The 13582-nt window shown below is 69.1% G+C and carries 6 protein-coding genes; 4 read left to right on the top strand and 2 right to left on the bottom strand.

What is annotated here, in order from left to right:
• Positions 1 to 109 precede the first annotated feature (109 nt).
• Entirely contained in the window at positions 110 to 310 is a 201-nt protein-coding gene (locus AAIL68_RS14950; protein ID WP_347140547.1) for a hypothetical protein, read from the bottom strand.
• A gap of 82 nt (positions 311 to 392) precedes the next feature.
• Complete coding sequence (locus AAIL68_RS14945) at positions 393 to 3011, bottom strand: trypsin-like peptidase domain-containing protein (protein WP_347140546.1); 2619 nt, start codon at positions 3009 to 3011, stop codon at positions 393 to 395.
• A 214-nt stretch (positions 3012 to 3225) separates the two neighbouring features.
• Between AAIL68_RS14945 and AAIL68_RS14940 the strand changes: the two genes are divergently transcribed.
• From AAIL68_RS14940 to AAIL68_RS14925, 4 genes are read left to right on the top strand one after another with little or no spacing between them, the layout of a single operon-like run.
• Positions 3226 to 10254, top strand: a complete 7029-nt coding sequence (locus tag AAIL68_RS14940) for a hypothetical protein (protein WP_347140545.1) — start codon at positions 3226 to 3228, stop codon at positions 10252 to 10254.
• A complete protein-coding gene (locus AAIL68_RS14935; RefSeq protein ID WP_347140544.1) occupies positions 10251 to 12008 on the top strand; it encodes a hypothetical protein in 1758 nt (585 codons plus the stop codon). The genes AAIL68_RS14940 and AAIL68_RS14935 overlap by 4 nt, the downstream gene beginning before the upstream one ends.
• Positions 12005 to 12580 carry an SCO family protein gene (locus AAIL68_RS14930; protein WP_347140543.1) on the top strand — a complete coding sequence of 192 codons (576 nt, stop codon included), beginning with the start codon at positions 12005 to 12007 and terminating at the stop codon, positions 12578 to 12580. The genes AAIL68_RS14935 and AAIL68_RS14930 overlap by 4 nt, the downstream gene beginning before the upstream one ends.
• A complete protein-coding gene (locus AAIL68_RS14925) occupies positions 12558 to 13544 on the top strand; it encodes a c-type cytochrome (RefSeq protein WP_347140542.1) in 987 nt (328 codons plus the stop codon). Before AAIL68_RS14930 ends, AAIL68_RS14925 begins: the two co-directional genes overlap by 23 nt.
• The last annotated feature ends 38 nt before the right edge of the window (positions 13545 to 13582 follow it).

The raw sequence follows: 13582 nt of genomic DNA, 5'->3' as shown, positions 1-13582 counted from the left end.
CGCCTCGCTTGATGCCGTTGTCGACTGCAGGATGGATAAGCACGTTTTGGGTGTTTGCCATGGTCCTCTCCTCCGATGACCAGATTAACTCAGCCTCTTGCGGGCGGCGTCAGTCAGCAAGGTAGCAGAAAGTGGCAGATGGCGCTGTCAAAAAGGCTTTCTTCTCTGACGCATCTTGTCTGCGGCAGGCTTGCTCCGACGTTTCGGATGCCGGAATGACGATCCTTGCGAGCAACTGAAATTCTTCCTGCTTAAGTCGTCCCGGGATGGACCCTGCCGTCAAGCGCAAGCTGTCCCGGATCATCGACATGGCCTGCCCCTCGGATGCGGGAAGAAAGCCGAAGGATGGCTTCGGAGAAGCCGCAGCGCGGCACCATATCGGGTCGGTCGTGTCATCGTTGACGTGCAAGGCTCCTCTGCGGCACGCGATCCAGCAATTGCGTGACAAAATCGGGCTGCAACATCAGTTCCTGCACGGTTGCCACCTTCTCTCCGTCTTCGGCACGAATGCTGCGTCCGAAGGCACGGGAGACGATGTCCCCCCAGCTGCCCAGCCAGCCCGGCAGGTCGCTTTCGTCCTGCTTCATCCCGAGCTTCCAGGAAAGCGCGCCCCTGACCGGCAGCGGGCATGCGATCGCCAGATGCGGCAATGGCTTGACGGGCGAGGCCCGCGCCACCGCCTGCGCAAAAACCCCGCCCAAGCCGATCGAGACGACATCGACCCGCCGGCCGGGCGCCGCGAACAGCAGCAGGGCTGCCAGCGCGTCGCGCAGCACCGGCCCCGCCGCGGCCCGGGCGCCCTGGGCCATATGCTCGACCTGCAGGCGGATGACGGGTCCAAGCTGGCGTTGCAGCACCGCATCGCGCGAGGTGCCTTCGCGCAGGAAACGCTCGACCGCGCGGCCGATGTCGTGGGACAGGCGCAGGCGGCAGGACAGCATCTCGTCCAGGCCATAGATGACATGGAAGGGATAGACGCCGCGCGCCTTGAGCCGCGCGGTCAACCGCAGCGCCAGGCCGGCAATCAGGTCGCCGTCCATCAGCGGTTCGTGAAAGACCAGCATCAGCCGGGAATACCGCTTCCGCGCGCTGTCACTGTCCAGATAGGCTGCCGTCTCGGCCACGCCCTGCGCGCCGATGCCCAGGGTGCCGTCCTCGACCAGGCCAGAGCGTTCGGCATGAAGCACATGGCCGAGAAGGCCAAGTCTGCGGGGAGTGGCAAGCTTTCCGTCCGCCAGGCCGGAAACCGCAAAGGCCCTGTCGCCTGGCGGGGCAAGCCGGATCACCCAGGCATCGTGGCAATTCTCGGCCCAGTCGGCATAGCGCCACAGCGCATGTCCCGGCAGGCCGCGATAGCCGCCCCATGCCCTGCCGCGCGCGTTCTGGACGATGAACCCGTCCCGATCATAGCCCCTGACGACAAAGGCATGGCGGCCGCGCGGCGTCGGCGTGTCCGCCATGTCATAGGGGATGCGGCCCTTGCCATCCAGGGACCACCAGCCGTCATGGACATCGGCGGCCACGATGACCGCCCCCGCCTCGCGGATCGCCATCCGCATGTCATCGACCGAGCGGGCGACACGCAGATAGGCGCCAAGCGTTATGCCGCGCGCCGCCTTGGCGATGCGCCGGGTCAGGAAGAAGGCGGGCTGGCGCGGAACATAGGGGCACAGCGCCTCGGTGCAGACGCCATTGTGGTAGAAGCCCTTGATCACGGCGCGCAGGCTGGTGCCGTCCGCGGTGTCGTCCAGCCATTCGTCATGCCGCCGCGCCATCCGGTCCAGCATCCGCACGCTTGCCGTAAAGCCCCGGTCCGGCGGCCGGTAGCCGTCGCGTTCCGCAAGCTGGCATTCGATGGCGGCGGCAAGGGCAAAGGCCGCGCAGCTTCCCTCGTCCCCCTGGTCGCCCACAGGGCCGGGCTTCGGAACAATGCTTTCCGGCACGCGCGCCAGGCCCGGCTGATAGGAACGGTCGCGGCTGTCGGGACGGTCGGGAACGATCCCGTCCTCGGCGCCGGGGACGTTCTGGCGCGCCGCGATCGCTCCGGCCAGGATCGTCGCGGGACGCAGCGCCTCGGCCTCAAGCGGGACGGGCACCGCGCCGCCGGTCCAGTGCTGGGCCGGGGCATCCTCCGGGGGCCTGTCGCTTTGGCCCGCCAGGATCTGCAAAAGCCAGTCCGTCTTCATCATGCCCGAGGCCAGGATGCCGTCGTTCCGGTCCCTGTCGATGACGCGGGGCGCCATGGCCGCGGGCAGATGCTCCAGTCCCTCGCGAGAGCCCCTGACATGCATTCCGATGACATGCCCGGTGGCGGGATCGAAGACCGGCGCGCCCGAAAACCCCGGCAGGGTGGTCGCGTCATGCAGGAACTCGGTGCTTTTCCGGGCGGCGGTGCCCAGGGACTCGGCGGGCTTGCCGATGGCCATGAACTGCTTTCGCAGATAGGAATCGGCCTTGTCGCGAAACACGGCCACGCCCGGCACCAGCGGATAGCCGATCACGGCGACCGCTGCCGGAAGCTGCAGCGGCTTGTCCAGCCTCAGCGCGGCGCATGGCTCGCCCGCCACGTCGAACACCGCCAGATCCAAGGCAGAGGCGCAGATCCAGCGATCGACCACGCGCGTCTTGCCATCGGGGAAGACGACGCGGGCGGGGCGCACCTGGCGGTCCTGCACCGCCCCGGCAAAGTCCAGGATGTCCGGTTCGCTCAGCACCACTTCCAGCACATGGCCGGCGGTCAGGAAGCGGCGCGTCACCGCCCCGCCGCCGTCCATCGCGGCAAGAAGGACCGGCCATGCCGTCGCCACGGGCTCGAAGCGGCCCACCACTTCGACCTCCAGCAGGGCGACATGGGGCGCCTGTCCGTCCGCCAGGGCCTGTAGCTGCGCCGGCGTTATATTCCCCACCTCGTGCGGCGGCGCCGGAACGGTCATGGCGCCCTGCGGGGGCAGCAGATAGACGGGGCGGCTTTCGTTGATGATCGAGCGCGCGCGTGGACTTTCGGCGTCCATGGCCATTATCCGGCGCGCCGCGGCCAATTGGTAATCCACCGAAACCTTTTCCCACGATCAATTAAAACTGGATAATCACATATGAATATATTGCGGAAATATATGATTCGTGGCAATGATATTTCTTTAATAGACGAGCAATTGTTCATTAATTCTGCTTTCGGGCATTTGGCCGAACCCTCCGCCCGCAAGCCTTTTGCATCCGGGGTTTGCCATGTCCCTGCCGTTCCGCATCAACTGCCCCGCCCTTCTGTCCACCCTGGCCCTGCTGGCTGCAGGGGCTTCCTGGTCCGGCCCGGCGCAGGCCCAGGAAACCAGCTTCGATGCCATCTGCGGCGGCGCACGCGAAGGCAGGCCCCAGCGAGTGGTCTGCGCCGATATCGTGGCCCTGGACCAGATGCTGGTCTACAACCGTTTCGGATCGTTCAACCCCTACGGCATGATCTTTGCCCTGCGCCGCGACGTGGCGGACATGAGGGATGGCGGCGCCGACGCCACCGGGAAAGGGACTGGCGAACCGGCCGGGGCGGTCGATTGCGCAACGGATACCGCCACGCAGCCGACGCCGCAGGGCAGCCTGCAAGCCGGTCAGGTGCGGCTGCGCGACTGCCGCCGCCCGCGTCCCCTGGTGCTGCGCGCCAATGTCGGCGATCTTCTTTTCCTGCGCGTCCAGAACCTGCTGGCGCCCGAGGTTCCGGGCGATCCGCCTGCTCGCGATCTGTCGCGCGACTTCTGCCCTGACGGCGACGATCCTGTCGGGGCGCATATCTCTCGGGGTTCGGCCTCGATGGTCGAGCATGGCGAGGCGCTTTGCGAAGACCCTGCCCCAGCCGCTGCCGATCCGTCGGAACCGGGCGATGCCACGGTTGGCGGCGATCCGGTCTTCCACGGCGGCGACTGGCCCCGCACCCGATCATTGAACCTGCTGGCCGAAGGGCTGATGCCCTTGGCCCTGCCAGGCCAGGCATCGCCGGATCCGGCCTGCCTGGGCCTGGACGCCGTGGCACCCCAAGGGGAATTCCGCTGCCTTTACGAGGTCATCCAGGAAGGGACGCATTTCTTCGCCAGTCGCGCTGTCACCGCCGGCGGCGAGGGCGATGGCGGGTCGATCACCCATGGCCTGTTCGGGGCGGTGATGGCCGAACGGCCCGGCACCCGCTGGTATCGGAGCCAGGTTTCGCAGGCCGCCCTGGACGCCGCCTGGCCCGCCCGCCAGGGCGGCCCGCGCCATTCGCGGTCGGGCGCGCCTGACTATGAAAAGGTGCTGAACGGCGTTCCGGTGCTGAACATGGCCCGTCCCATCGGCACAAGCGATCCTCGGGGTGCCGACGCGCTGGAGCTTGTCCATGGCGACCTGAACGCGATCATCTGGTGCGACCACGAGGCAAGACCCCCGGCCGGATACGACCATCCCCCCTTGGGCTGTGCCCAGGACACCGCAACGCCCGGCCGCACCGAGGAGCCGCGCTTCGACGCCTTTCGCGAGTTCTCGGTCTTCTTCCACGATGAACTCAAGACCTTCTACACCCGCAACTTCGAGGAGCTGTCCCGCTTCGGTCAGCTGGCTGGGGTGCGCGACGGCTTCGCCATCAACTATGGCGCAAGCGGCATGGGCACGCTGCTGCTGGCCAACCGCAAGGGCATCGGCCCGGCGGCGGCCTGCGCGGAATGCCTGTACGAGGAGTTTTTCCTGACATCCTGGGCCAACGGCGATCCGGCGCTGCTGGAATGGTATGCCGACGATCCGTCGAACGTGCATCATTCCTACCTGAACGACCCGGTGGTGTTCCGCAACTTCCACGCGGGGCCCAAGGAAACCCATGTGTTCCACCTGCACGCCCACCAGTGGTTCGCGGGCAACGACCACGGGCGCGGCAGCTATCTGGACAGCCAGACCGTCGCGCCGGGCCAAGGCTTCACCTACAACATCTATCACGGCGGCCGGGGCCGCGAGAAGGGCGCCTGGTATGTCGGAGGATCGGGCAACCGCAACCGCACGGTGGGGGATTCCATCTTCCACTGCCACCTGTACCCGCATTTCGCGCAGGGGATGTGGGCGCTGTGGCGTGTCCACGACGTGTTCGAGGATGGAACCCGCAAGCTGCCCGACGGCCAGGCGCAACCCGGCCTTTCCGCCGAGATCCGCGCGCCGGACCAGGCACGGTTCATCCGCACCGGCAGCGTCGATCCGGCGACCGGCGCCTGGAGTGGGGGCGATGGCACACCCGTCCCCGCCCTTGTCCCGCTGCCGGGCGAGGCGCTTCCGCCGCTGCCCACCTATGCCAGCGACGGGGACGGCGCGGCCCTGGACGATCCCCTGACCGGCGGGCCGGAACGGCTGATCCGTGCCCAGGCCCAAGCCCGGGCGCCCGCGACCGCGACGGCGCCGGACGACACGGAACCGCAAGCCCGCCCGGTGCCCGATGCCATGCCCGGCTATCCCTTCTACATCGCCGGGCTGCCCGGTCACCGCCCGCCGCAGGCACCGCACGACATCGCCCGCGCGGTCGAAGGCGACGGCGCGCCGATCGGCTCCTACCTGTCGGGCGGGCTGGGGCGTCATGTGATCACCGGGGCGGAACGCGAACTGCCGCTGAACCTGCCTCCGGCGATCCTGCAGCGCGATGCGGATCTTGCCGCCGCGCTGGATCAGGGCGACAACCGCGCGCGCTTGGAAACCCTGCGCGGCCAGATCGTGGCAAAGGCCCTGGCGCTTGGCGACATGATGGCGCATCTGGGCCATGCCGACATCCGTCTTCTGGACCCCGAGGGCGAGCCGCTGGAACGGGCGGCGCAGGCGTTCCACCATGACGGGGCAGGGCTGACGGTGCGCGGGCCGGACGGCCAGCCGGTGACACCCGCCAAAGGATCCTATCCGACGCCCAGGGCGCCCTTGCCAGGCAGCACCGCGATGACGCCGGGCGCGTTCCAGGTCAACGGCGCCCCGCCCGCGCCCGGCGCCCCCTATGCCGATCCCTGCGGCGGCGCCAAGGGCCGCGAGGGCGACACGCCGGGCACCGACCCGCTGACGGGACGCGCCGGATATGTCATCGACCCGAACCTGAATGGCTTTCGCCGCTACAGGGTCTCGGCGGTGCAGCTGGACCTGGTCGTCAACCAGGCGGGCTGGCACGATCCGCAGGCCCGCATCGACGTGCTGACCGGCGGCTCGGACGATTTCAAGCTGGTGGGCGATCCGGGCACCCGCATATCGCCCACCACGCGCGACGACGTGCAGCCCTTCTTCTTCCGGGCGCTGTCGGGCGAGTGCATCGAGTTCCGCCACACGAACGAACTGCCCAAGGAACTTGATCTGGACGATTTCCAGGTCAGGACGCCGACCGACACGATCGGCCAGCATATCCACCTGGTCAAGTTCGACGTGACCTCCTCGGACGGGTCCGGCAACGGCTGGAACTACGAGGACGGCACCTTCGCCCCCGACGAACTGATGGCCCGCCGCTGCGCCACGCTGCGCGGGGGCAGCATGACCCCCTCGCGCACGGAGGCCGATCCGGGCGCCTGGGGCAGCCGTCCCCCAACCGAGGAGGAATGTTCCACCCTGAACAACGGCCAGGTCTGGCGGCTGCCCTTGTCCGCGAACCGCGACCTGTTCCAGACCACCGTGCAACGCTGGTTCGCCGATCCCATCATGACCCTGGATGGCGCGGACAGCCCGGATGATGCGGACGACATGCCCGAGCCGCAGGACCGGACCATGCGGACCGTGTTCAGCCACGACCATTTCGGTCCTTCCTCGATCCAGCAGCATGGCTTCTACACGGCGCTGCTGGTCGAACCGGCAGGATCGCAGGTCTGCGACCCCCATCGGCAAGGCACCTGCACGCCCGAGGTGGGACCCGATGCGTGGGAACTGCGGGACGGCACGTCCGCCTGGATCGGTGCGCAGAAGATCATCAAGGCGGGCGGCGCCGATGACCCGACGCATCCCGATTATCGCGAATTCGCCCTGTCCATCGCGGATTTCGCCGTTCTCTACGATCCCCGCGACCGCGAGGACGTGAAAGCCATCGAGCCTGCACCCGGTGCGGACCACTCCGGCATGGCGCGGCTTTACTGCGAGGCCCGGCAAGCGGCGGGATCGGCCGGGTCCGCCGCGACCGCCAGCCAATGCGGCGAGGCGGATGCCACCGAGCCCGACACGGCTCCGGCCTGGTGGGCTGCGGGCGCGCCAGGCGACCTGCCGTCCCACCGCGCCCGGCTGCACGGCAACCTGATGCAGGACGCCGATGCGGGGCGGCTGCGCGACCACCTTGCCTACTACCGCGGCCGCGCCGCTTCCCCCGATGGCAGGCCGATCCAGAACGGGACGCTGGCCAGGCCCGTCGCCCCGCCGACCCGACCCGAATCCATCTCGGTCGATCACCACGATCCTTATCTGGTCAGCTACCGCAATGCCCCCCTGCCGCTGCGGCTGGGGACCGACCGGCCGGACGGATCGCCCGCAAGCAATTGCGCGCCCCTTCGCATGACCCGCTGGGGCATGGAAGTGGCAAGCCCCAGCGAGGTCGTGTCCAGGCTGATGGCGGGAACCATGCCCCGCTGCAGCTATCGCTACCAGCTTGCGGGGGAACGGGGGGACGCGGGCCATGTCCTCAGTTCCTGGATGCCGGGGGATGGCGGCGGGCTGCCCGCCCGCGACCCCGAAACCCCGCAGTTCGAGGCCTATCAGAACGAACGCATCCTGTTCCGCCTGGTCCAGGGCGCGCAGGAGGTGCAGCATGTCTTCAACCTGGCGGGCATCGCCGGACCCCGAAACATCGACCAGAGGTTCCCGCAGGGAATGCGCGACCTGGCCGTCACGGTCGCGCCGGCGCGCGACGCCTGTTTCAAGGCGGTCCGCAACGCCCGCCCCGAGGAATACGACGAATGGCTGAACCTGACGCCCAAGGCCCGCGAAGGCTATGACCCGAACGACCCCGATGACAAGGAAAGGCTGGAGCGCTTCGACGCCTTCGACCGCGCCCTGGCGAATTGCGACAACATCGAGGGCTATACCTTCGCGCAAGAGGTCGGCATTTCCGAGCATTTCGAAATCCGCAGCCGCCTGCGCAGCGACGTGATCTCGATGGAACGGCGGCGCGGCGACGACGCGCGCCGCGTCGCGGCCCCGCAGTCGGGCCCCGCCGAGGCATCGGATTACCTGTACAACTTCGGCACGCTGGATTCGCTGTGGAACGGGGCCTGGGGGCTTCTGCGCGTCTATATGGACCAGCCCGAGCGCAGCGCGCTGCTGGAACGCTGGCAGAACCAGTCCGCGCCAGAGGTTCTTGTGCCGGTAAGCCGCGCGGGCAACCCTACGGAAAGGTCTGCCGCTTCGGACGCCGCCCCGCCCGTGGCCGAGGCGCTTGGCTGCCCCCTGCCCGGCGACGGGCTGCCGGGACACGAGACGGCGGGGCTTGTCGTGGCGCTGCGCACGGCGGACGCCTGGCCCGGCGGCACGGATTACGGCGCCCATCGCAGCGACCCCGACGGGCTGATGCTGGCGCTGCTGAATCCCGACCGGCTGCCGGGAACGCGCCGCGACATGCGCGACGATGCCGACTGGTGGAACCTGCGCCGCACCGACGTGCTGGCAGCCGTCCGCGCCGACTATGCCCGGCCCGAGCCCTTCGTGATGCGGGTGAACGCGGGCGACTGCGTCGTGCTGCGCTATGTCAACCTGCTGCAGGAAGGCCGGACGGGCGGGCTGCCCGATGCCCTGGGCGATGCGCTGATGCCGAAGATCACGCCGCTGAACGTGGATCCCGTGTCCGAGGTCACGCGCACGGTCAGCGCCTCGGGCACCCGCGTCACGGGCACGCTGACCCCCACCACCATGCCGGTCAGCGGGCTTCGCCCGTCTGCCCGGCTGGGGCTGTCGGTCGGCTTGCCGGGAGGCGACCTGATCCGCGCCCTGCCGCTGGGATATGGCATCAACCGCCCCGCGATGCCGCCTGCGGGCAACCAGCTCGCCGCCGTCTCGGGCGAGTTGCGCTTCTATGCGGGGCGGATGCGGATCAACCTGCCCGAAGGCGGCAGCAATCCCCATGACTCGATTGCCATAAGCGCGGTCATCGCGGCCAGGCAGAAGCTGAACCAGTGGGCAGGCCCCCGGCCGTCCTGGGCAACCAGGCGCGCAACGGGAAGCGATCCGGTCCATTTCACCGTCCTGGGCGTGGGCTTCACGATCCGCGACGCCACGCTGGACCAGGCCCAGCAGAACCAGATGCAGCTTTTCGCCGAGGCCGAGCTGCAAAGGCACATCCACTGGATTCCCTATGCCTTCGGCCCCGTGCCGGTGCGGGTGACGGGCGATGTCGTGTCCCAAACGGCCCATGGCCTGTTCGGGGTGATCGACGTGCTGCCGCGCGGCTGGACCATCGCCGGGGCATTGCAGACCTCCATGCAGACCCCCGACACCGATCGGGAACGGCTGATGCAGATGGTCGATCTGGGCTTGGCCGACAGCCCTGTCGCAGTCGCCCGCAAATGGCGCGCCGCGGCGGTGCCGGGCGGCTTCGCGGCCGGTGCCCTGTTCCGGGACGTCAGGCTGGATCCCGACGGGACGGAACAGGCGGTCGATGTCCGCGAATTCGTCATCTTCTACCAGGACGGCCTGAACCACCACGATTCCCGATCCCTGATAAGCTGGTCGCTGGAGGGGGCGCCCCGCACGCGCATTCCGCCGATCGCACCGGACTGCCTTGTCTGCGACGACTCCTACGACTTGGGCGACCAGGGCGTCAGCTATCGCTCGCGTCCCTTTGCAAGCCTTCTGCGTTTCGCCGACATCGCGGGCAACGGCCGCCTCGAGGCCAGCGACGACCTGAACGCCCTGTCCTTTCCCCCACGCTTCTTCGCAGGCCAGAGCACCCATGGCAGCGGCCGCCCGACCGGCCCCGACCGCCAGCCGCTGAAGCTGATGGCCTGTCCGGGCGAACAGGTGCTGATCCGGGTCATCCATCCCGGCGGGCGGGCGCGCCAGCGGGCCTTTGTCATGAACGGGCTTGGCTATGACGACCTGTTCCCCGGCTTCGGCTTCCCCAACTCGGCCCTTGTCGCGCCGGGCAAGGCGGTTTCGGCCTGGCTGCATCCGCCTACGGTGATCGGCGCAGATGGAGAGCGCCAGCCGGTCGAAGGCTCGGTCCTATGGCATGACGGACCGACCTACCTGATGGCGGGCGGCACCTGGGGTCTGGTCGAGTTCAGCGATGCCGCCTGCGCGGAGGGTGGCCGGTGAGGCAGCCTGCGGCATGGCTGGCAGTTCTTGCCGCGCTTTGCGGTCCGGCCGCCGCGCAGGATCTGAAACCGCCGCTGACGGCATCCGTCCGGTTCACGACGCCGCAGGGCACCGATCAGGCGCAAATCCGGTGGGACCAGCCGTTCAACGTGGTGCTGGAATTCACGGCGCAGGTGGGGTCGGTCCCCGGCGACCTGGCGCCGATGGGCTGGCTGCGGGAACGCGGCCCCGGCGACCTGACCTGCGGGGAAACCGCCGCCGCCTATCGTGCCACGGGGCGCGCCTCGATCGGCAGCGTCGATCTGAACGGGGCGGTGCTGGGCATGGTGGCGCGCGACGGCGCCTTTACCGTTCTGGATCCGCAGCGCGCGCTTGGCGCGGCGAACCTGCTGACGGCACGCCGGTTCGATCCCGCCCCCGCAGCCCTGGCCGCCGATCCGTCCTCGGGGCAGTTTCTGCTGAGCCTGCCGGGTCAAGGGCAGGTTCTGGCCATGACGCCCCATGGCGATACACGGGTCGTGGCCCAGGGGCTGGATCGTCCCGGCACCCTGGTGCCCGCAGGCTCTGGCGGGGCCTGGCTGCTGGAGGAGGGAACCGGCGATGTCCTGCGTCCCGGCCGCGACCTGCGGCTTGACCTGGATGCGGTGGCGATCACGGGCGACAGCGGAACGGCACCGTCGCAGCGGCTGGCGGTGCTGTCACGGGACCGGGTCACGGTGCTGGCGGATGACGGGCGGGAGGTTCTGTCCGCCCTTGCCCCCGATGCCATCGCGGCGGGGCTGAACCGCGACGCCGCGCTGTGGCTTGGCCTGGATGCCCTGCATGTCCTGTGGCTGGACGCGCCCGGCAGCCGGCAGGCGATCCCGCTTGCCGGGGATTTCGACCGCATGGCGGTCAGCCCCGAAGGCCGGATGGTGTTCCTTTACGCCAGCAATCGCACGGGCTTTGCCGTGGTGGATCTTGCGGTAGGACGTATGGTCCAGGGCGCCGGCACCGACACCCCCGTGGCCGAGGTGGCCTTTCTGCCCAACACCGCCATGCTGCGGCTGGCCGACCAGTCCGCCATCGGCGTGATGGACCTGCGCCAGATAGAGCCGGGGGCCGAGGCCATCTTGGGCCGCGTCGCCATCGGTCCGCCGCAACCCCCTGCCGCCGCGCAGGATGCCGCGCTGCTGGTGCCGCTGCTGCCCGAACCCGCGATGCTGGCGGTCCATGCCGAAAGCTATGCGGGCTTCGTGCTGGACAGCCGCCACGCCGTCAGCGGCAAGCCCCCGATGGAGGCGGTGCGCCTGCGCGGCGGCATCCCCCGGATCGTCCGCGCCCTCGATCGCGGGTTGCGTCCGACAGGCCCCGGCCGGTTCACCGCCTCGGCCCGCCTTCCCCGTCCGGGCGATTGGGAACTGGTGGTCAGCGCGGGTGTAGGCCAGATGGCCTTTTGTGCGATGCTTCCCACGCCGCCCGTTCCCCAGGCCACAGCCCGAAGCCCCGGCCGCATCCAGCCGCAGGCCGATGCACGCGGCGGGATCCGGTTGCGCTTCACGGATGGCACCGGAACACCCGCGTCCGGTTTGTCGGGCATCATGGATCTGGCCGCGCTGACCGGGAACTGGCGCCAGAGGCAGCAATTCGCCACCGACGCCTCCGGGGTGACCACCCAAAGCTGGGATCTGCGGCCGCACCTGCCGCTGGTCGTCACCGCCCGTACCGGAAACCGCGCGGGCTTCGCCCCCCTCGTGCTGGAGGAAATCCCGTGATCCGTCCCCTTGCCCTGATGCTGGCCCTGCTTCCCGCCACGGCCCTGGCCCATGCCGGGCACGATCACCCGGCCCCCATGGAAAGCGCCTTTACTCAGGAAACGCTGCTGCTGCCCGATATTCCCGTGACCGACACGCATGGCCAAAGCGCCGGGTTCGTGTCGCGCTATGGCGATGCCGGGCCGGTGCTGATCTCGTTCATCTACACGGAATGCGAGGACAACTGCAGCATGGTCAAGGCCGTCATGAAGCTGGTCGATGACGACCTGCAGGCGCCCGGCGCGCCGCCCCTGCGGCTGATCGCGCTGTCCGTCGATCCCTGGCGCGACACGCCGCAAACCCTGGCCGCCGCCGCCGCCGAGATCGAGGCCAGCGACAACTGGGACTGGCTGGTCGCCAGCCGCGCCGACACGCCCCTGCTGTTGTCGGCCTTCGGCCTGAAGCCCGGACCCGTCGAGGCGCACGAAGCCGTGTATCTGCTGGGAGATTTTCGCACCGGAAAATTCTGGCGCATTCCGGGCGTCCCCGAACCGGCGGCCCTGATCGACCATGCCCGCCAGATCGCCCGCTAGGCGCGTCGCGGGATGGCTGGCCATCCTGGCCTTGGCGGCGCCCGCCGCGGCCCAGGACGGGGCTACCCTGTTCAATGGCGGCGATGGCCTGCAAGCGCGGCTTGGCCGCGCCGATGGCCCGATCCTGCCGCAGGGCCAGTTCAGTTGCGCCGGGTGCCACGGTGCGGACGGTCGCGGCGGGACCGAGGGCGGCAGCCAGCCCCCGCCGCCCATCGACTGGGCCAGCCTCGCAACCGCGACCCCGCAGCGCCCCGCCTATGACGAGGCCGCGTTTGCGCGATTGCTGACCCAGGGCGTCACGCCCTCGGGCCGGGTGATCTCGACGCGGATGCCCCGCTTCCAGGGCCCGCCCCAGGCGATTGCCGCCTTGTCCGGCCACCTGCGGACGCTGGATGCGGCAGAGCGGCTGGGCCTGACGGCCAACGGCGTGGCCGTTGCCCTTCCGCAGTCATCCGGCGACCGTGCGGCGGCGCTTGCGGCCATCGCGGCCTTCAACGCGGAAGGCGGCGCCTTCGGTCGCCAGGTTGTCGTGGCCGATCCTGCCTTTCTCGATCTGGGCCGGGCGATCGACATCCTGCTGCCCCGGCTGCGCCAGGCCGAGGACGGGAGACTGCAAGAGTTGCTGAGCCAAAACCAGAACCTGGCCCCGTTCACGGAAACCGGTCTGGCTGAACGCATCGCCGGAACCGCTGACCAGCTTGGCCCCCATCTGCGCACGATCCTTCCGAAGGTATCGGAAGTCCAGATGGTCGGTCCGCCGGCCGAGGCGATGGCCTGGGCCCTGGAGACACATCGGGATGCACGCGCGGCTCATGCCTATGCGGCAACACGCGCCACGCTGATCCTTCTGCGCGACCAGGGGCGCCAGCCGACCCGGACGCGCACCATGAAAGGCTTGGGCAGCCTTGATCTGTCACCGTTCATCGAAGTCTATCGTCAACAAGGTCATGGGCCTGCGCGATGACCATATCGGTACTCTCCTGCTGCTCTCCGCAGGCGGCG

Source organism: Paracoccus sp. SSK6, from assembly GCF_039770665.1.
Lineage (GTDB): Bacteria > Pseudomonadota > Alphaproteobacteria > Rhodobacterales > Rhodobacteraceae > Paracoccus.
The sequence above is the reverse complement of the archived record's forward strand: the minus strand, read 5'-3'. Positions and strand labels throughout refer to the sequence as shown.

Coding starts and splice junctions, on each gene's coding strand:
- AAIL68_RS14925 (WP_347140542.1), top strand. CDS start 12,558: ATGCCCGCCAGATCGCCCGCTAGGCGCGTCGCGGGATGGCTGGCCATC.
- AAIL68_RS14940 (WP_347140545.1), top strand. CDS start 3,226: ATGTCCCTGCCGTTCCGCATCAACTGCCCCGCCCTTCTGTCCACCCTG.
- AAIL68_RS14950 (WP_347140547.1), bottom strand. CDS start 310: ATGTCGATGATCCGGGACAGCTTGCGCTTGACGGCAGGGTCCATCCCG.
- AAIL68_RS14945 (WP_347140546.1), bottom strand. CDS start 3,011: ATGGACGCCGAAAGTCCACGCGCGCGCTCGATCATCAACGAAAGCCGC.